Genomic DNA, 20,180 nt, shown 5'->3' on the forward strand with positions numbered 1-20,180 from the left:
AGAGGCCGGTCCAGCCAATACAAATCCTTGGTCTAACTACCACTCTCCGTACGCCGACTGCTCACTTCAGCCGGCACATCATCCCCGGCCATGCGCTTGCGAAACAGCGCCGCCCGGGCCAGCAGCAAGGTCGTCACCGGCACGGTAATCGCCAGCAGGATCGGAATCAGCCAGGCGTGCAATACCGGCGCGGACTTGAGCGCCGAAAAGTAGATGATCGAAGCCAGCGCCACGCACCAGGCCCCGAGCGTCGAGGCCAGGGCCGGTGGGTGCATGCGCTGGAAGTAATCCTTCATGCACAACAGGCCCGTGGCGCCGATCAATGCAAACAGACTGCCGAGCACCAGCAGGATCGCCACCGGGATTTCCACCCACAACGACAATGGCGTATTCATTCGATCACCTCACCACGCAGCAGGAATTTCGCCAGGGCGAACGAGCCGACGAAACCGAACAGGGCGATCAGCAGTGCCGCCTCGAAGTAGGTATCACTGGCATAGCGAATACCCAGCGCCAGCATCATCAGCATCGCGACGATGTACAGGTAGTCCAGCGCCAGGACCCGGTCCTGGGCCGACGGCCCCTTGAACAGGCGGATCAGGGTCAGGATCATCGCCAGGGAAAAGAAGAACAGGCTCAGCAGGATCGCGCTCGACAGCAAGGGGCTCATTCGAAGATCTCCATCAACGGACGTTCGTAGGTCGCCTTGAAGTGCTGGATGAACAGCGCCTCATCGTCCAGGTCGAAGACGTGCAACAGCAGAATGCTGCGGTCCAGCGCCAGCTCCGACCAGACCGTACCGGGCACTACCGTGGTGATCATCGACAGCGCGGCCAGGCCATTGGCATCGCGCAAATCCAGCGGCACCTTGATGAATCGCGAGCGGGGCGGGCGGCGACCAGCATTGAGTACGCTCCAGGCCACGGCGAGGTTGGACACCAGCACATCACGCCCGACCAGCAGGACCAGGCGCAGGATCACCCCGGGACGACGGATGCGTACCGGCAGCGGACGCAGCCTGCGCATCATCAATGGCGCACAGAACCCCAGCACCGCACCCAGCAGCAGATTGCCGGGGCTGGTCGACAGGTTCAGCAGCAACCACAGCAGCCACAAGGCCAGCGACAGCAGCGGTGCCGGAAACAGGCGCTTCATGGCTGCACCTCCAGCGTGGTCGCATGGGCCGGCGGGTTCGGTACGACGCGCGTGCCGAGCACCGCCATCACGTATTGCTGGGGGTTGTACAAGGCATCGGCGGCGGCCTGGGTGTAGCGCAGCAGCGGATCGGCCTTGAGGGTCAGCGCAATGCTCAAGCCCAGCAGGGCGAAGATCGGCACGCATTCCAGGCGTCGCAACAGGGGCGATGGACGTTCGGCTGGCGTCCAGAAGCGCTGGATACCCAAGCGCGAGAACGCGATCAGCGATGCCAGCCCGGACACAATCAACAACACCAGCAGGCCCCACGCGGCGTTGGAAACCGGTGTGTCGCCGCTGTTGCCCAGGCCCAGCGGATTGAGCAGGGCGCCGATTAACCCGAGTTTGCCGATAAAGCCGGAGAGCGGCGGCATGCCGATGATCAGCAAGGCGCAAGCGATGAAACTCAGGCCAAGAAACGCCATGGTCCAGGGAATCACCTGGCCGACCACGGCTTTTTGCTCGTCGTCGAGGTTGATGCCTTTGGGCGGATGCAGGGATTCCAGTGGCCGGGGCAGCAGTTCGGCTTCATCGTCGAGCGACACTTCGTTGGCCGAGCGCGAGCGCTCGATCAGTTCGGCCAGCAGGAACAGCGCGCTCAACGCCAGGGTCGAGCTGAACAGGTAGAACAGTGCCGCGCCGACCAGGTTCGGCTGGGCGAAACCGATGGTCGACAACAGAATGCCCGCCGACACCAGAATGCTCAGGCTGGCCATGCGCTCCAGGCGTTGCGCGGCGAGGATCGCCATGGCGGCGCAGACGATGGTCGCCATGCCACCGTAAATCAGCCACTCACCGCCATAGAACGCCGATGCCCCGGCCTGGGCGGAGAACAGCAGCGTCCACAGGCGCAGCAAGGTGTAGACCCCTACCTTGGTCATGATCGCGAACATCGCCGCCACCGGCGCACTGGCCGAGGAATAGGCCGGCACCAGCCAGAAGTTCAGCGGCCACATGCCGGCCTTGGCCAGAAACGCGACGGCCAGGATCCCCGCGCCGGCGTGCAGCAAGCCGCGATCAGCTGCGGACACCAGCGGGATCTTTACCGCCAGGTCGGCCATGTTCAACGTGCCGGTGACGCCATAGATCAGCGCCGCGCCGATCAGAAACAGCGACGAGGCCAGCAGGTTGATCGAGATGTAATGCAGCCCCGACGACACCCGCGCCCGGCCCGAACCGTGGAGCATCAACCCGTAGGACGCCGCCAACAACACTTCAAAGAATACGAACAGGTTGAACAGGTCAGCGGTGAGGAACGCGCCGTAAAGGCCCATCATCTGGATCTGGAACAGCGCGTGAAAACTCGAACCGGCGCCGTCCCAGCGGGCCATGGCAAACAGCAGGGCACAGACGCCGATAATGCCGGTCAGCACCAGCATCAGCGCCGACAGGCGATCGACCACCAGCACCAGGCCGAACGGCACTTGCCAGTTGCTCGGCAGGTACACGCCGATGGAGCCGGGCACGCCGGTGGTCTGCGTCCATTGCCACAACGCCATGGCAATGCCCAGCCCGAGCAGGCTGGAGAACAGATTGATCCTGGCCTTGAGCGGCCGGTGCTTCTCGCCGAGCATCAGCATGATCGCGGCAGTCAGCAACGGCAGCAGAATGGGGGCGACGATCAGGTGGTTCATCGCAATCATTCCCTGGGCTCCCGGCCATCCACATGGTCAGTGCCGGTCAGGCCCCGGGAGGCCAGCAGCACCACCAGGAACAACGCGGTCATGGCGAAGCTGATGACGATCGCCGTCAGCACCAGTGCTTGCGGCAACGGGTCGGTGTAATGCAACAGGTCCTGAGGGATGCCCTCCTTGATGATCGGTTCCTTGCCGATGAACAGGCTGCCCATGCTGAAAATGAACAGATTGACGCCGTAGGACAGCAGGCACAGGCCCATGACCACCTGGAACGTCCGTGGACGCAGGATCAGCCACACGCCGGACGCGGCCAGTACGCCGATGGCGATTGCGATGACTTCTTCCATCAGACGACCTCCTTCATGGCAACGGATTTAGGCTGGGCAGCGGTTTTGTGACCCCGCACCGATTGGTGGGCGAGGGCGGTGAGGATCAACAGGGTCGAGCCGACCACCACGCCGTACACGCCGATGTCGAAGAACAGCGCGCTGGCCAGGTGAATGTCACCCAGCAGCGGCAACGAGAAATGCCAGGTGTGGGTGGTCAGGAACGGATAGCCGACCAGCATCGCGCCCAGGCCCGTGGCCGTGGCAATCATCATTCCGGTGCCCATCCAGCGCAGTGGCCGCAGGCTCATTTGCGCCTCGACCCACTGCGTGCCGGCGACCATGTATTGCAGGATGAACGCCACCGACATTACCAGCCCCGCAACAAAGCCGCCGCCCGGTTGATTGTGCCCACGCATGAACAAGTAGAACGACACCACCAGCGCCACTGGCAACAGCAGACGCACCAGCACCGCCGGCACCATCATGAAGCCGAGTGCGGTGTCGCTGGCGTGACGCGGGTTGACCAGGTCGGTGACCACGTCCGGTGCGAGCAAGCGTTGTTGGGCCGGCAGTTGCAGGCTTTCTTTCGGTGGGCGGAAGCGGCGCAGCAGGGCGAACACAGTCAGGGCCACCGCCACCAGCACGGTGATTTCACCGAGGGTGTCGAAACCACGGAAGTCCACCAGCATCACGTTGACCACGTTGCTGCCGCCGCCTTCGGGCAAGGCGCGACTCAGGTAGAACGAGGAAATATCGTTGGGCGTCTGGCGCGTCAGCATGGCGTAGGCCAGCAACGCCATGCCGACACCGACGGAGGTCGACAGCAGCAAGTCGCGGATACGCCGCACCCGGGCCCGGCGCAGACTGCCGGGCAACGGCGAAACCTCCTCGATCCGTCGTGGCAGCCAGCGCAGGCCCAGCAGGATCAGCACCGTGGTCACCACTTCGACCGCCAGTTGGGTCAGGGCCAGGTCCGGCGCCGAAAACCAGACGAAGGTGATGCAGGTCATCAGGCCGCAGACGCTGACCATGGTCAGGGCCGCGAGCCGGTGATACTTGGCTTGATAGGCCGCACCAAGGGCGCAGGCGATGGCCAGCAACCACAAGGTGACGAAGACGATCGACCCGGGTATTTTCGGCCGGTCGCCCCAGTGCAGGCTGCTGTGCAGCATAGGGATCAACCCGGCCAGCACGGCGGCGAACACCACCAGGAACAACTGCATTTGCAGGCGCCGGGTGCCAATCCGCGGCTCCAGGCGCCGGGCCAGGCGCAGGATCGCGACCAGTGCGTATTCGAACAGGTGCTTGCCGTCCAGGCGACCAATGACCGGCGGACGGTCGAAGCGCCCGCGCTTGAATTGATTGCGCAGCAGCAGATAGAGCACGGTGCCGCAGGACAATGCGATCAGGCTCATGATCATTGGCGCGTTCAGGCCATGCCAGATCGCCAGGCTGTACTCGGGCAGCGTGCCGCCGACCACCGGTTGCGCCGCCGCCGCGAGGAGCGGGCCGACCACCTGGGCCGGGAAGATCCCCACCAGCAAACAAGTGAACACCAGCAACTCGACCGGCGCGCGCATCCAGCGCGGTGGCTCGTGGGGCGTGTGGGGCAAGTCGGTCGCGGGCGGACCGAAGAACACATCCACGGTGAAACGCAGGGAGTAAGCCACGCTGAAGGTACCGGCAATGGTTGCCACGATCGGCAAGCTCAACTCGACCCAGCGGGTGGCATTGATGAATACGGTTTCGGCGAAGAACATTTCCTTGGACAGGAAGCCGTTGAGCAACGGTACGCCGGCCATCGAGGCGCTGGCGACCATGGCCAGGGTGGCGGTGAACGGCATCAGCCTGTACAGGCCACTGAGTTTGCGGATGTCGCGGGTGCCGCTTTCGTGGTCGATGATGCCCGCGGCCATGAACAACGAGGCCTTGAACGTCGCATGGTTGAGGATGTGGAACACCGCGGCGACGGCGGCCAGCGGGCTGTTCAGGCCGAGCAGCAGGGTGATCAGGCCGAGGTGGCTGATGGTCGAGTAGGCCAGCAAGCCCTTGAGGTCGTTCTGGAACATTGCGCAGTACGCCCCGAGCAACAGGGTGCAGGCGCCGGCGCCGCTGACGATGTAGAACCATTCTTCACTGCCCGAGAGCGATGGCCATAGCCGCGCGAGCAGAAACACCCCGGCCTTGACCATGGTCGCCGAGTGCAGGTACGCCGACACGGGGGTCGGCGCGGCCATGGCGTGGGGCAGCCAGAAATGGAAGGGAAATTGCGCACTTTTGCTCAGTGCGCCGATCAGGATCAGGGGCAATAGAATCGGGTAGAGGGCATGGGCGCGAATCAGGTCGCCGGCGGCCAGGACCTTGTCCAGGTCATAGCTGCCGACCACATGGCCAAGTAGCATGGTCCCCGCCAGCAGGCACAAACCGCCCGCGCCGGTCACCATCAGCGCCATGTAGGCGCCGCGCCGGGCATCGGCGCGATGGTGCCAGTAACCGATCAACAGGAACGAGAAGAGGCTGGTCAGCTCCCAGAAAAACACGATCTGGATCAGGTTGCCGGAGATCACCAGCCCGAGCATGGCGCCCATGAAGGCCAGGAAAAACGCGAAGAAACGCGGCACTGGATCGTTCGGCGACATGTAGTAGCGGGCGTACAGCGAAACCAGGGTGCCGATGCCCAGCACCAGCATGGAGAACAGCCAGGCGAAACCGTCCATGCGCAGGACGAAGTTCAGGCCCAGGCTGGGCAACCAGAGAAACTCTTCGCGAATGACGCCGCCATGGGCGATCTGCGGGTACAGGAACGCGACCTGAAGGGTGCCGATCAGGGCGATCAGGCCAGCCAGCAGGGATTCGGCGTTACGGGCATTGTGCGGCAACACGGCCGCCAAACAGCTGCCTATGAAAGGCAGAAGCAGTAGAACTATCAGGGACATAGGCTTCTAATCTGCGGAAGTTTGTGAAGCATCATACGTGCCAGCTCCCCGATCACCAAACGCCAAGCTGTCGCAGAATCCTACACGGTAGACGGAAAAGCCCTGATTCACATTGTTTCATCGGGAGGCAAAAAAGATCGCAGCCTGCGGCAGCTCCTACAGGGTACGCATTTCAATGTAGGAGCTGCCGCAGGCTGCGATCTTTTGATCTGTATGCTTCAGTTGCCGCTTTCGCTTTCCAGCACTTCATCAACCGCCGCAGCCTTGCCCTTGGTCTTCAACTCACTGACTATCACCGCCGCTACAATCAACCCGGCCCCGAGCAGGGCAATCGCCGGCAGGCGTTCCCCGGCGATGCGCCCGACAATCCCGGCCCATACCGGCTCGCCGGCATAGATCAGCGTGGCGCGGGTCGGTGACACGCTTTTCTGTGCCCAGTTCATCGCCACCTGAATCGCCGCGCTTGCCGCCCCAAGGCCCAGCGCGCTGCACAGCAACAACCATGAGAAATCCGGAATCGCCTCGTTGGTCGGCACCACCATCAGGAACGACAGCACCGAAGTGACCGCCAGTTGCACCGCCGTCACCCGGCGTACATCGACCTGGCCGGCATAGGTGCTGATCAGGATGATCTCGGCCGCAATGGCCACGGCGCTGATCAAGGTGGCGATTTCACCGGGGCTGAAGTTGAACGCCGCACCGGACGGCCCGGACAACAGCATCAACCCGGTAAAGGCCAGCATGATGCCGATGCTGGGCATCAATCCCGGTCGCCGCCCCATCACCAGCCATTGCAGCAACGGCACGAAAGGGACGTACAGCGCGGTAATGAATGCCGACTGGCTGCTGGGAATGCTTTGCAGTCCGACCGTCTGCAAGCCGTAGCCGAGCATGATCGCCACGCCGATGAACGACCCGGCCTTGAGTTCGAACAAGGTCATGTCGCGCAGTTGACGCCAGGAAAACAGGGCGACGATGCCCGCGGCGGCGGCAAAGCGCAGGCCGACGAAAAGCATCGGGCCGCTGACGGTCATCGCGTGCTGTACCAGCAGGAAGGTACCGCCCCAGACCATCGTGATCAGCACCAGCACGCATTCGGCCTTGCTGAACCGTGTGAAACGGGAGGAAGCCTTTGGGGAGTTCACCGACGTCATGACCTTGCACGCTACTGGAGGGAGACGCACAATGCGCCGAATGTTGCGCAGTATACTGCCCAACCCCACCCAGTGAGCAATATAGTGCACAAAGATTCTACCCAACGGGCTTCGGTCCTCCAGCACGTCAGTCAAAACGTCCGTCGTTTGCGGCATGCCGCCGGCCTGAGCCAGAGCGCGCTGGCGGAAAAGTCCGGTGTCAGCCGTCGAATGTTGGTGGCGATCGAGGCGGGGGAAAAGAACGTCAGCCTGACCACCCTCGACCGGGTGGCCGAAGCCCTCGACGTTGCCTTCAGTGATTTGATCCAGGCCCCCGACGCTCGGGATCCCAGCCGTATCAATGAACTGGCCTGGACCGGCACGATCCCCGGCAGCAAAGCGGTGTTGCTCTCCAAGGCCCAGGCCAGCCGCGAAGTCGAGCAGTGGGAGTGGTGCCTGCAACCGGGCGAGGTGTATCCGTCGGAGCCGGACGCCGATGGCTGGAGCGAGCAGATTTATGTCTTCGAAGGTTGCCTGACCGTTATGCTCGGCGACCAGCCACAGCCTATCGCCGCGGGTGAGTTCTTCATGTTCGCCAGCAACCAGCCGCACTGTTATCGCAACGACGGGGCGGTGGCGGCGCGGTTTGTGCGTAATGTGGTGATCTGAACAGGGAGAGCACGATGGACCAGACCTTGACCAATGACGCCGACATCCTGATTGTCGGTGGCGGCCTCAGTGGTGCGATGCTGGCGGCGCAGTTGATGCGCTTGCCGGGCCGGCGCCGGGTGCTGGTGATCGAGCCCCGGGCCGAGCTGGGGCGGGGCGAAGCCTACAGTGCGGTGGAACTGGGCCATACACTCAACGGCAATGCGGCGCGGATGAGTGTCGACCCGGACAACGCCGACGACCTGACTCAATGGTTGACCGGGTACATCGCGGCGGGCGGCTGGCCGGAATCGGATCAGCAGGATGTGCCGATCAGCGAACTGTTTCCACCACGGGGCGTATTCGGCCTGTACGCCCGACAGCGCCTGGCACAAGCACAGGCGGTGGGTGCGCTGAACGGTTCGACGGTCGAGCATGTGCAGGCCGAGGCGGTCGATTTGCAAACCGATGCCGACGCCGTGCGGTTGACCTTGAGCGATGGCCGATGCGTGCAGGGCGCGTTTGCGGTGCTGGCCACCGGGATGTTTCCCGCCGCGCGCACGCCACAAACCGAATCCAGCGGCTTGAATGCGGCCGCCCTCGATCCGTGGGACGTGGCGGCCATGCAGCGGCTCGATCCGCAATCGACAGTCATGATCATCGGCTCGGGCCTGACCATGGTCGATGCCGTGGTGTCCCTGGAACAGGCCGGGCATCGCGGGCCGATCGAAGTGTTTTCCCGACATGGCCTGTTGCCCCATGTGCGTCGCCAGCCACCGGCCTGGGTGGATTTTCTCGCTGAGGACCTGTGCATCCGTACACCTCGCCAGCTGATGCGCGAACTGCGTCGACACTGCCGGGACGCCATCGCCCAGGGCATCGACTGGCAAGCGCCACTGGACACGGTGCGGGCACATATCGGCCGCTTGTGGCATCAGGCGACGGACGTGCAGCGTCGGCAGTTCGTGCGGCATGTGCGGCCGTGGTGGGAAAGCCATCACCATCGCTCGCCACCCTTGAGCGCCGAACGGGTGGAGCGCTTATATAAAGAAGGGCGGTTACGTATTCACGCGGCCTCGTTCCAGGGGCTTGAGCCTTCGCCCAATGGCGAGGTGAGTATTCGCCTTCGACGGCGCGGCGAGGCGCAGGCCTTTGTGGTCAGCGGTGCCGCCCTGATCAACTCCAGCGGTATCGAATACGACTGGCGCCGGGTCGCGCGACCGTTGCCCCGGCAATTGCTCGCCCGCGGTCTGGTGCGGCCGGGGCCTTTGGCCTTGGGCATCGCGGCAGAGGTCGATGGCGCGGTCCTGAACGCCGCGGGTCAGCCCGCCCGCCGCCTGTTTGCCATGGGCCCGCCGTTGCGCGGAATATGGTGGGAAAGTACTGCCGTCACCGATGTGGCGAGCCAGGCCAAAGCGTTGGCTGAGCGGCTGGTGGTCAGCCAGCGCCTCTTGCCAGTGTGCCATTGACGGGACTCGTCGATCAGGTTGTGGGTCTGAGTGCATATCCGTTGCTGCAGTAACGGGGGCAGGTGGATCAAGATCAAGAGTGCCAGGCGAGCTAACGCTCGGCCTGATGAGTGGTGAGAAGCGTGGGTGTACGCCGCTCTGCCTTTGCTCTTGTGTGGGAGCCGCGGTGCGGCGATCCGACCTGCTCGCGATAGCGGCCGGCCAGTCGACCTGGTTTCGCGAATATATCACTGCGTAGGCGCTGCCGAAGGCGGCGATCTTTTGATCTGGTTGGTCAGTAATAACGCCAAAAGATCGCAGCCTCGTTGCACTCGACAGCTCCTACGGGGCAATGCGTACGCATGACGAACCAGGCCGGCCAGCCGGCCTGATTTTGCGGATGTATCACTGCGTAGGAGCTGCCGAAGGCTGCGATCTTTTGACCTTGTTTGTCAGTAATACAGCCAAAAGATCGCAGCCTCGTTGCACTCGACAGCTCCTACCAGCTCCTACGGGGAATGCACCCGGCAAAAAAACGCGCCGCCCCACCCGAGGCCGCGGTTTTCCATAGGGTTGAAGCCGGCCCCATCAACCAACGTGGCTAATGGGCGCGGGCTCAGTTGGCGATCACCGGCACCGTTCGCACGGAGCCTTGAGACGAGGTGATCGTGGCGGTCGGGTTCGCCGACGGAACGACCGTGGTGGTGTTGTTCACCGTCAACCGCCAGCGACCGTTCCCCGGTACGGTGGTGGTGCCCAGAGTGACCAGTCCGGTCGGCGTGGTGACCTTGATGGTGATGGTGTTGCCGGTGGTCACCGATGATGTGCCGGCAAAGTTCCAGGTGAAGCGGTTATTGGCGCGGGCGCTCACCGTTGCGGTGGTCACTGCGAAGGTTTCCGCAACAGGCCGTGGCGAAACCTGCACCGTGACCGTGGCCGGCGACGTCGACAGGGCGCCGAAGCTGTCCCGGGCGATGTAGGTGAAGGTCGTGGTGAAGGCCGTGGTCACGATGGCCGGCGGGGTGTAGGTGAGCACTGTGCCGTTACTGCTGACGGTGCCGCGATCTGCTGCGGGTTGAGTGAAGCTGTCGACCGCTAGCGGCACGTTGCCTTCCGGATCGGTGTCGTTGGCCAGCACGCTGATTGGAATCGCCACACCCTGTGTCGTGACGGCATCGGCGACGGCCACCGGAGGTTGGTTAGGCGCCACGGTAATGGTCACGATTGCCGCTGTCGTCGAGGCCAGGCCTTTGGCGTCCTGGGCCTTGTAGGTGAAGGTCGTGGTCAGCGGCGCGTTGACGACAGCGGGAGGGGTGTAGATCACCGACGTAGTGCCGCTCAAGGCCGCGGTGCCCTGGCCGGCGGCCGGTTGGGTCAGCGTGGTAATGCTCAGCGGCGTATTGCCGTCCGGGTCCCTGTCGTTAACCAGCAGATTGAGGGTGATCGGCACACCGAAGCTGGTGCTGGCAGTATCGGCGACAGAGATCGGAGCCTGGTTCGCGCCGGTGTCCGGTGCCGTGCCGACGACTACGACCGGCTCGGTATCACTGCCGCCGGCGGCGGACTTGACCGTAACGGTTGCAGGGGGCTGGCTCAGGTCAGCCACCGTCAGGCGTTGCAGGATGCCGGTTTTCGACAGCCGTCCGTAACCCTGGGCGACCATGTCCGGTACTACCACTTCGTCGGTGGAGGTGGCCTCGATCAGCAGGCTGTGGTTGCTCCAGTCGTAACGAACGGTCTGGATTTTCACCACGTCCGAGAGCTTGCCCGATACTGCAGTCGGGCGGGTGGTCCCGGCGGGGTTGGTGGCGGTGACCACCACGACCGCAGGCACGGTGCCGTTGGTCAGCAGATGCTGGCCAAAGAACACGCCGTTGTTATCGCCCGGCATGTTGGTCAGGCAAGGCGACACAGGCGGACCGGGCACCAGGGCGATGCTTTCGCGAAAGCACAGGGTCGAACCGTTGGCGGCTTGGGCAAACACTTCGACCCGGGTGTTGTTACCGCCCGTGCCGGCTGTACGGCGGTAGGTGGCACGGGTCATGTCCACCGCGGTTTGCGCGCGGTTGTCGAGCACCTTGCCGGACAGGGTGAAGAGGTTGGTCTGAAGGGTCCCGGCCGGACCCTGGATGCGCACGAAGTTGGTGTTGTTGGGGCTGCCGGTCACGGCTTCGGTGAGGTTCGGGTCGCCGACGAAGGTTTCGACGGCACCGGTGTCCGGGTTCACCTCGGTGTAGGGGCCGTTGACGCTGCGCAGGAACGGTCCGATCGCACCATTGACTGCACCCGTGAAAACCCCCGGTGCGCCGATACCGACGTCCCTGGTGATGTTGATCGCACGACGGCCGGGGGTGGTGACATTGACCGTTTCCACACCATAGGGGTGGGTAATGGTGTAGGTCCCGGCAGTAGGAATGTTCACCCGCATACGGATTCGCGCGAAGCTGATCTGGTCGCCGTCGACCGGGTTGCCGCCGGCAAATGCCGCCTCGATCCCGGCGACATAGGCGTCCATGCCATAGCCCGCGGCGTTGTCGGGGATGCTGGTTTCGGCGAGGAACCAGAAGGCTTCGTCCGGCCAGTTATCCGGGAACACCATCGGCAGGGTGTCGTCGAAAATACCGGGTGTCGGCAGCAGGGTGCACATGTAGGCCGGTGGCACACTGGCTGGCACCCGCGAGCTGGTGGCGCGGGACTGGCACAGCTCCATCGACAGTAGATTGTTGTCCTGATACCAGATCGGGAATTTCCCGGTGGCAAAGGTATAAGGGCCGGGATCGACGGCGGCGAGTTGCGCGAAGGCACTGCAGGACAGCGATAGAGTCAGTCCCAGGGTGTTGAGCGCCAGGCGTGGCCATTTATTCATGATTCCTCCTGATGAGGATCTGGGCATGTGAGCGTTCATTGCACGATGACCACTTCTTCGGTATCGCTGCCGCCATTGGATGACGTCACGCGAATCTGGGCCGGCGGTATCGGCGAGATGCCGGTGGCCAGGCTTTTCACGGCGCCGTCGCCACTCAGGGCGCCGATGGCGATACCGGTGCCGGAGGTGGCGGTGAGCACCGGTGGCGATGTTTCATCGCTGGTCGAGGCCACGATGGTGATTTGCCCGGTGCTCAGGCTGTATTCGGCACGTGAGATCGTCACCAGGTCGGTCAGCGGCATGGGCAAGGTGGTCGGCGCGCTGCTGGCGATGGCCAGGTGGTTGTCGGCGGTCACCTGCAAGGTGCCTGGCAGCGTCGGATTGTTCGGCGACTGCGCATACCAGTGGCCGGTGGTGTTCGCTTCGGTGAAGTTCAGGACCGGGTTGTTGCTGGCCAGGGTCACGGTGGCCGGTGGCGGCGGGGCCATCACGAACACATCTTGCTGGGCCACCGGGGCGCTGGCGCCGGCCTGTCGCGAGTAGGTGCTGCGCTCGGCGATCACCGGGGTTGGCCGGACCACCGTCGACAACTTGCCGGATACGGCGAAGAGGGTGGTGCGCAAGTCCAGGCCATTGGGGCCTTCAATGCGCACGTAGTTAGTGTTGAACGGACTGCCGGTGACGGCTTCGGTGAGGTTCGGATCGCCGACGAATTGTTCGGCCTGGCCAGTGGTCGGGTTGGTCTCGGTGTAGGGGCCGTTGACGCTGCGCAGGAACGGCCCGACGTCGCCCTTGAGCGCGCCGTCATAGGTTTTCGGCGCACCGATGCCGATGTCCCGGGTCATGTTGATCGCCCGTCTGCCTGGGGTGTCGACGTTGAACACTTCGACGCCGTAGGGGTGGGTGATGACATAGGTGCCGGCGACGGGTACGTCGATGCGAATACGGATACGGGCGAAGCTGATCTGGTCGCCCTCCAGCGGATCACCGCCACTGAAGGCGGCTTCAAGCGCCGAGACATAGGTCAGGTCAATGCCTCGGGCGGCATCGACGATGGTGGTTTCGCCGGTGGCCCAGAACGCTTCGTCGGGGAAATTGGTCGGGAAGACCAGCGGTTGGGTGTCGTCGAAAATGCCGGGATTAGGGATCAACGAGCACATGTAAGTCGGGGCGTCCGGCGTGCTGGCAACCCTGGAACTGACAGCCTTGGATAAACACAGGTCAAGGGTTCGGCCGTGGGTGTCCTGATACCAGGCGGCGAAATTGCCGTTGGCTGGCAGGTAGGGGCCGGGGTCTACGGCAAACAGCGCTGCCTGGGCAATACCTTGGCCTAGAGCGGTCACGACCAGGGCGGTCGCGGTTTTGCACAGTAAAGGGTGCATGAGTATTCCCTCTATCGAAGTACCTGCCCCTTGGGGACGGGTCAGTTGGCAGGGAGTTTGGCAACTTCCATACCAATCAGCGAAAACGCCCGTGAGACGCCCGCAGTAAAGGTGTTGGCGCCGTCACGGGTGATAGACCGGGAAGTTCGGGAGCGGGCAGCTGTCCCCAACTTTGGGGGTGGATGGGACAGTGGGGCGGGGGGGTATCGCAGTCCCCAGGTTCGGGCAAACGGCCATGAGTGGGCTATAAACCTATAGGGGGTTTCCGGGAACCGTGTCCATGAACTCGATGACCAAAGTGCTTGTGACCGAAAGCGAAGCCCGTTGGAACACGCGCAAGCGGCCGTTCGATCTGCTGCGCTGGTTTTCGCTGGTCAGCATGGTGGTGATCGGCATGGTGGCGGTGGCGCTGGGGGCGGTGACCTCGCGGTTCGTGATTACCGAAAGCGTGCAGCGCGATGCGCTATTGACCTCGCAATTCATTCAGTCGATTGCCTTGACCGAGTTGCGCCATGTGTCGATTCCCAACTCCCCGAGCATGGGTGAGTTGCTCGACCCACGAAATGACAAGGACTTTCCTGACGTCGACCCGCTGTCACGTGCCGATTTCCGTGATGATTTCATTGACCATGTCGAACATTTACCGGACGTGATCCTGGCCAGCATCTATGCCCCCGACCGCAGGGTGATCTGGTCGACCAACCCGGCCTTGATGGGTATCACGATTTATGGCGATGAAGACCTCGACCGGGCGTTCAGCTCCAGGCTTCCTGTGTCGAGCAGTTACCACGATGTGGACAAATCCCGCATGGAACAGAAGTTCCTGGAACCACCCAAATTCATCTTCATCGAAAACTACGTTCCCTTGTTCGACGCCGATGGTCGCAAGGTCACGGCGATGGTCGAGATTTACAAGGAACCGCAGGACCTGATCAATCGCATGCAGCGCGGCCTGGTGCTGATCTGGCTGGCGACCGCCTTGGGCGGCGGTCTGATTTATATGGGGCTGTACTGGATTGTGCGGCGGGCGGCGATCCTGCTGGCGACGCAGCAGAAGCAATTGATCACCAACGAAACCTTTGTGGCGCTGGGGGAGGTGTCCTCGGCGGTCGCCCACAGTCTGCGCAATCCGTTGGCGAACATCCGTTCAAGCGCCGAGCTGGCGATAGAGGTCGACAGCGGTCCGGCACACGGGAACATCAACGACATCATTTGTCAGGTCGATCGCATGTCGAAATGGGTACGGGAGTTGCTCCAGTCTCTGCGACCGCTCACTGACGAGGCTGAACCGGTGAACCTGGTGGCGGCCCTGCATGACAGCCTGATGGCTTACGAACAGCAGATCAGCAAGGCCAGGATCAACGTGGTGTTCGAGCCGGACCAGACGCCCATGGTCCTGAGTCAGGAGGTGCAACTGACCCAGATCCTCAACAGCCTGCTGTCCAACGCGGTGGATGCCATGGACGGCGGCGGTACGCTGACCATCCAGATCGAACCGCGCGATACCCAGCGCGTCAGCGTGAAGGTGAGCGATACCGGCAAAGGCATGAGCGAGGAGCAGCGCAGATTGGCCTTCCGGCCGTTCTTTACCACCAAGCAGGGCGGGCTGGGCGTCGGGCTGGTGCTGGTCAAGCGGATCATGGAGCGTTTCGGCGGTGCGGTGACCCTGGACAGCCGTGAAGGCGAGGGCACCACTGTCCGTCTGACGTTTAAATTGGCCTCCTGAAAATGGGGATGAGCCGTCCCCCGTTAGTGGGGATTCAATCCCCGGTCATTTTCACGGTCATGGCACATGAGTTTTGATAAGTAATTGTTTTTTCTAGTGTTAATGCTTTTGTATAAAAAAATCACATAATTGGCGAGGTCCTTGCAAAACCACCATCACCCCCCTTCACGACATCGAGGCGGCTGGTGATGGAAAAAAAGCGCAGTGCAACGAAGATTCTTTCGATTTGCCTGATGGAGCCAAAGGCTCACGCAACATCACGTGGATGGAAAACACCCTGCCGTCTTGCCGTGCAGGCCAGTTTCAATCCCCCCACCAACCTTCCTCACTGGCGACGGCTTCGGCCCTGAAGTGACCGTCAAGCAATGAACCGGGAGGGTGTCGACATGAACATGAAAATGCGTTCACCACGCTCACGAGCCTTGGGCATGCACCTGGTGCTGATGGTGGTGACCGGTTTGCTGGCCAGCCAGCTGCTGGTCGCCAGCCAGCCAACGTCGACGCCCACTCCTGCATCCACTCCCGAACCCGCTGTCGTTGAAGACAATACCCCGTGGGGTGGCAACTATTTCCCCAACACCCTGCTGACCGACCAGGACGGTCAACAGCTGCGTTTTTTCGATGACATGATCAAAGGCAAGGTGGTGGTGATCAACTTCATCTTCACCTCGTGCAGCGACTCCTGCCCCCTGGAAACCGCGCGCCTGCGCCAGGTGCAGAAACTGCTGGGGGATCGGGTCGGCAAGGACATCTTTTTCTATTCCATCAGCATCGACCCCTTGAGTGATACCCCCGAGGTGCTCAAAGCCTATGCACAACGCTTCCAGGTCGGGCCAGGCTGGAAATTCCTCACCGGGGAGTTCGCCGATATCACCGACCTGCGCAAGAAGCTGGGGCTGTTCATCGAAGGCGTCGATAACGGGCGCAACAAGGACCACAACCTGAGCCTGATCATTGGCAACCAGGCAACGGGCCGCTGGATGAAATCCTCGCCGTTCGAAAATCCGTGGATTCTGGCCGATCAACTGGCCAATACCCTGCATAACTGGAAACAGCCCAGTGTGGAAGAAAGCTACGTCAACGCACCGGAAATCCGCCCGCCGAGCAATGGCGAAGAGCTGTTTCGCACCCGCTGCGCGTCTTGCCACAGCCTCGGTCCGCTGGACGGGCAGGGCATCGGCATGCACAGCATCGGCCCGGACCTGATCGGCGTGACCCGACAGCGCGATCCGGCCTGGCTCATTCGCTGGATCCGCGAACCGGATCGCATGCTCGCGGAAAAGGACCCGATCGCGATGGAGCTGTTCGATCGCTACAACAAGATCCCGATGCCCAACTTGCGGCTGGATGAGCATTCCGTCCACTCCATCATCGATTTCCTGCAAGAAGAAACCGACCGTCAGCATCCGCCAGAGGTCAGTGGTAATGAGGAACCTGAGCATCATCATTCGGTCGCGCAACCCGACATGACCCAGGTGCAATAGCGTTGAATATAGTTACGCGGGCCAGCCAATTGCTATCAATGTTACCTACACTGACTTGATACCCGGCTGGAAAGGCTCGATTTCAAAGACTCAGGACACCGCCATGCAGATACTGGAACAACAAAAAGTAGCTGCGCCACAGGCCCCGGCAGTACCGCGCAAGGGCTGGCGGCCGCAGTTCAACTTGCTGCGCTGGTTCTCCCTGGCAAGCTTTTTCATCATCGCCGTGGTGGCACTGGGGCTGGGTTACATCTCCACGCGCTTTGTGGTCAATGAAAGCATCGAGCGCGATTCGATGCTGACGGCGCAGTTCATTCAAGCCATTGGCGAGGCCGAAACCCGTCATGCCAGGATTTCGCCGGACAGAACCATCGGCGAAATGCTCGACCCGCGTCTGGACCATGCCGATTCCGACATCAACCCCGAAGCCCGGGCCGCCGCGCGCTTTGAGTTTCTCGACCATGTGGCGCATCTGCCGGACATCCTGCTGGCGACGGTGTACGCCCAGGACCGCACCGTGGTCTGGTCGACGAGCTCCGAGTTGATTGGCATACGCATCGAAGACGACGAGGAGCTGAATAAATCTTTCGAAATGAAATCGCCGGTGTCCACCCGCTACCACGAGATCGATGAGGAGCGCCCCGAGCAGCGCCTGCTGCGCGAACCGCAATACCTGTTCGTCGAGAACTACATTCCGATGTTCAATGCCGACAGAAGCAAAGTGATTGCCATGGTGGAGATCTACAAGGAACCGGTGGACCTGGTGGAGCGCATCCAGCGTGGCTTCAAGGCGATCTGGCTGGCCACCCTGATTGGCGGGGCGGTCATTTACCTGGGGCTGTTCTGGATCGTGCGGCGTGCGGCGATACAGCTGCAGAACCAGCAGAACCAGCTGATCGCCAACGAAACCTTTGTCGCCTTGGGGGAAATGTCCTCGGCGGTCGCCCACAGCCTGCGCAACCCACTGGCGAACATCCGTTCCAGCGCCGAACTGGCCCAGGAAATCGCCAGCCAGACCGCACAGAAAAACATTGGCGACATCATCAATCAGGTCGACCGCATGTCGCGCTGGGTCCGTGAATTGCTGGTGTCGTTGCGGCCGATGAATGACGACTGTGAAACGGTCGACCTGGTGCTGGCCCTCGATGACACCTTGAGTGCCTTCGAGTCCCTGATCAAACGTTCGAACGTCGAAGTGCGTTTCTCGCCTATCAGCGTGCCACAGGTCGTCAGCCAACAGGTGTTGCTCACGCAGATACTCAATAGCCTGTTTGCCAACGCACTGGAAGCCATGCCCAAGGGGGGCGTGTTGACGATCGAGATCGATTCTTCTGTGCCCGGCGACTTGAGAATGACCCTGACCGACACCGGCAAGGGCATATCCAAACAACAGCAACAAATGGTCTTCAAGCCGTTTTTCACCACCAAGCAAGGCGGTTTGGGCGTGGGTCTGGCCCTGGTCAAGAGAATAATGGAGCGATTTGACGGCTCGGTCGAACTGACAAGTCGGGAACAGGAAGGAACCCGTGTTTGTCTCAATTTCAAAGTGGCAACGGGAGGAGCATATGGAGCACAGCATTCTGCTGGTCGAGGATGATGAAATTCTCGCCGAGAATATTCAGAACTATCTGGAGCGCAAGGGCTTCGAGGTGACCGTTTGCCACTCGGCCGAAGATGCACTGGAGCAATTGGGCTCCTTCGCTCCTGACGTGGTACTGACCGACAACTCGTTGCCGGGCATGAGTGGTCACGACCTGATCCAGAAGCTGCGCGTCAGCGCGCCGGATCTGAAAGTGATCATGATGACCGGCTACGGCAACGTCGAAGACGCCGTGGCGGCGATGAAAGAGGGCGCCTTTCACTACGTCACCAAACCGGTGGCCCTGCCGGAGCTCAAGCAGCTGCTGGACAAGGCCCTGGCTACCGACCGCATGGAGCGCACGCTGTCGTTTTACCAGGAGCGCGAAGCCCAGAAGTCGGGGTTGCAGGCGCTGATTGGCGAGTCGGCACCGATGATGTACCTCAAGAGCACCATCAGCCAGTTGCTCGACGCCGAACGGCGGATGGCCAATAGCGATCTGCCGCCGGTCCTGGTGGAAGGCGAGACCGGCACCGGCAAGGAACTGGTGGCCCGGGCCTTGCACTTCGACGGCTCGCGCGCCAAAGGCCCGTTCATTGAATTCAACTGCGCTTCGATCCCGTCCAATCTGGTGGAATCGGAACTGTTCGGCCACGAGAAGGGCGCCTTCACCGACGCCAAGGAGCGTCGAATGGGGCTGGTGGAAGCGGCCGATGGCGGCACGCTGTTCCTCGATGAAATCGGTGAAATGGATCTACTGTTGCAAGCCAAGCTGCTGAAACTGCTGGAAGACCGGACCATTCGCCGGGTCGGCTCGGTGAAGGAGCGCAAGGTCGATCTACGGGTGATCAGCGCCACCAACTGCAATCTTGAGCAAATGGTCCAGCAAGGCAAATTCCGCCGCGACCTGTTTTTCCGCCTGCGCATCATTTCGATCAAGGTGCCGCGCCTGTATGCCCGTGGCAACGATATCCTGCTGCTGGCCCGGCACTTCCTGGGGCTGCATGGCAAACGCTACGGCAAGCCGAACCTGCACTTCAGCAATCAGGCTGAAGATTTGCTGCTCAACTACAGCTGGCCGGGCAACGTGCGGGAATTGCGCAACATGCTGGAGCAAACCGTGTTGCTGGCGCAAAGCGACACCATCGCCGCCCATCAGTTGAACGTCTGCCTGAGCCTGGTGGATGATCCACCGATGTTTCATCCCGAGCCGCAACATTTCAGCGAGCCACGTCCGACCAACGGTAACGGTAACGGTAGCGAATCCATGAACCTGCCGGAAGTGGAGCGTGACATGGTGCGCAAGATGCTCGACAAGACCGACTGGAACGTCACCAAATCGGCACGCCTGCTGGGTCTTAGCCGGGACATGTTGCGCTACCGGATCGAAAAGCTCGGCCTCGCCCGCCCGGACAAACGTCAGTGCTAGGGGGCGTTTTCACTGCAGCACCGGGCCCTGCCTCATGCAGGACAGCACGCAACCGGAGTCCTGGACTTCCTGGTTCACGTAGACGCCATGCTCCGGATCGTAGGTGCGGACAAACACGCGAACCGTGGCGTCGGCCACCGTCGGCAGGCGCGAGTCGTAAAATACGTGCTCGCCTGAAACCGGAGTGAATTCCGCGGGCGCGGTCGGGATGTACGAACCCGGCGGCACGGTGCTCATGGACGGTGGTACGGGGTGGGCGAAGGGTTGGTCGGCGCCGTAGTAGTTGAATTCACTGCTGTAGTTGGTGGTGGGCAGGTCGTCGGCGTGGGCGACGGCGGTCGCGCTCAGGCAGACGGCGAGCAACAGCGTCAGATTGGTTTTGTTCATGG

16 protein-coding genes are annotated in these 20,180 nt (G+C 62.0%); 6 read left to right on the forward strand and 10 right to left on the reverse strand.

The features are described from left to right. Positions 1-32: 32 nt before the first annotated feature. The 7 genes from KW849_RS17600 to KW849_RS17630 all read right to left on the reverse strand — a co-directional run bounded on the left by KW849_RS17600 (position 33) and on the right by KW849_RS17630 (position 7,340). Positions 33-395 (reverse strand): Na+/H+ antiporter subunit G, encoded by a 363-nt coding sequence (locus KW849_RS17600; RefSeq protein ID WP_218430574.1) that lies wholly within the window; start codon positions 393-395, stop codon positions 33-35. After that, on the reverse strand, positions 392-670 hold the full coding sequence (locus KW849_RS17605; protein ID WP_108217960.1) for a K+/H+ antiporter subunit F: 279 nt from the start codon (positions 668-670) through the stop codon (positions 392-394). The genes KW849_RS17600 and KW849_RS17605 overlap by 4 nt, the downstream gene beginning before the upstream one ends. After that, entirely contained in the window at positions 667-1,155 is a 489-nt protein-coding gene (locus tag KW849_RS17610; protein ID WP_108217961.1) for a Na+/H+ antiporter subunit E, read from the reverse strand. The genes KW849_RS17605 and KW849_RS17610 overlap by 4 nt, the downstream gene beginning before the upstream one ends. Continuing rightward, on the reverse strand, positions 1,152-2,837 hold the full coding sequence (locus KW849_RS17615; RefSeq protein WP_218430575.1) for a monovalent cation/H+ antiporter subunit D: 1,686 nt from the start codon (positions 2,835-2,837) through the stop codon (positions 1,152-1,154). Before KW849_RS17615 ends, KW849_RS17610 begins: the two co-directional genes overlap by 4 nt. Further along, a complete protein-coding gene (locus KW849_RS17620) occupies positions 2,834-3,178 on the reverse strand; it encodes a Na+/H+ antiporter subunit C (protein ID WP_218430576.1) in 345 nt (114 codons plus the stop codon). The genes KW849_RS17615 and KW849_RS17620 overlap by 4 nt, the downstream gene beginning before the upstream one ends. Then, positions 3,178-6,096 carry a monovalent cation/H+ antiporter subunit A gene (locus KW849_RS17625; protein WP_218430577.1) on the reverse strand — a complete coding sequence of 973 codons (2,919 nt, stop codon included), beginning with the start codon at positions 6,094-6,096 and terminating at the stop codon, positions 3,178-3,180. The genes KW849_RS17620 and KW849_RS17625 overlap by 1 nt, the downstream gene beginning before the upstream one ends. Before the next feature lie 218 nt (positions 6,097-6,314). Continuing rightward, the gene (locus KW849_RS17630) at positions 6,315-7,340 is read right to left on the reverse strand and encodes a DMT family transporter (protein ID WP_218430578.1); all 1,026 of its coding nucleotides are present in this window, start codon (positions 7,338-7,340) and stop codon (positions 6,315-6,317) included. Between KW849_RS17630 and KW849_RS17635 the strand changes: the two genes are divergently transcribed. Both KW849_RS17635 and KW849_RS17640 read left to right on the forward strand, forming a co-directional pair. Further along, positions 7,335-7,898, forward strand: coding sequence for an XRE family transcriptional regulator (locus tag KW849_RS17635; RefSeq protein ID WP_218430579.1), 564 nt, complete (start codon positions 7,335-7,337; stop codon positions 7,896-7,898). The genes KW849_RS17630 and KW849_RS17635 overlap by 6 nt on opposite strands. A 14-nt stretch (positions 7,899-7,912) precedes the next feature. Continuing rightward, entirely contained in the window at positions 7,913-9,346 is a 1,434-nt protein-coding gene (locus KW849_RS17640) for an FAD/NAD(P)-binding protein (RefSeq protein ID WP_218430580.1), read from the forward strand. Positions 9,347-9,941: 595 nt separating this feature from the next. On the opposite strand, the gene KW849_RS17645 is transcribed toward KW849_RS17640, so the two are convergent. Then, the gene (locus tag KW849_RS17645; RefSeq protein WP_218430581.1) at positions 9,942-12,191 is read right to left on the reverse strand and encodes an Ig-like domain-containing protein; all 2,250 of its coding nucleotides are present in this window, start codon (positions 12,189-12,191) and stop codon (positions 9,942-9,944) included. Positions 12,192-12,226: 35 nt separating this feature from the next. Next, complete coding sequence (locus KW849_RS17650; protein WP_218430582.1) at positions 12,227-13,573, reverse strand: hypothetical protein; 1,347 nt, start codon at positions 13,571-13,573, stop codon at positions 12,227-12,229. A 280-nt stretch (positions 13,574-13,853) separates the two neighbouring features. Here KW849_RS17650 and KW849_RS17655 point away from each other — a divergent pair, with 280 nt between their 5' ends. The 4 genes from KW849_RS17655 (at position 13,854) to KW849_RS17670 (ending at position 19,791) form a co-directional block, all read left to right on the forward strand. Beyond that, on the forward strand, positions 13,854-15,299 hold the full coding sequence (locus KW849_RS17655) for a HAMP domain-containing sensor histidine kinase (protein ID WP_218430583.1): 1,446 nt from the start codon (positions 13,854-13,856) through the stop codon (positions 15,297-15,299). A gap of 386 nt (positions 15,300-15,685) precedes the next feature. Then, positions 15,686-16,783: an SCO family protein gene (locus tag KW849_RS17660; RefSeq protein WP_218430584.1), complete on the forward strand. Its 1,098-nt coding sequence runs from the start codon at positions 15,686-15,688 to the stop codon at positions 16,781-16,783. 103 nt (positions 16,784-16,886) lie between these two features. Then, positions 16,887-18,380, forward strand: coding sequence for a HAMP domain-containing sensor histidine kinase (locus tag KW849_RS17665; RefSeq protein WP_218430585.1), 1,494 nt, complete (start codon positions 16,887-16,889; stop codon positions 18,378-18,380). Continuing rightward, positions 18,349-19,791 (forward strand): sigma-54 dependent transcriptional regulator, encoded by a 1,443-nt coding sequence (locus KW849_RS17670; RefSeq protein ID WP_218430586.1) that lies wholly within the window; start codon positions 18,349-18,351, stop codon positions 19,789-19,791. The genes KW849_RS17665 and KW849_RS17670 overlap by 32 nt, the downstream gene beginning before the upstream one ends. 9 nt (positions 19,792-19,800) lie before the next feature. Here KW849_RS17670 and KW849_RS17675 read toward each other — a convergent pair whose 3' ends face one another. Continuing rightward, a complete protein-coding gene (locus tag KW849_RS17675) occupies positions 19,801-20,178 on the reverse strand; it encodes a hypothetical protein (protein ID WP_218430587.1) in 378 nt (125 codons plus the stop codon). Between the last annotated feature and the right edge of the window lie 2 nt (positions 20,179-20,180).

This window comes from Pseudomonas sp. PDM26 (assembly GCF_019219185.1).
Taxonomy (GTDB): domain Bacteria; phylum Pseudomonadota; class Gammaproteobacteria; order Pseudomonadales; family Pseudomonadaceae; genus Aquipseudomonas.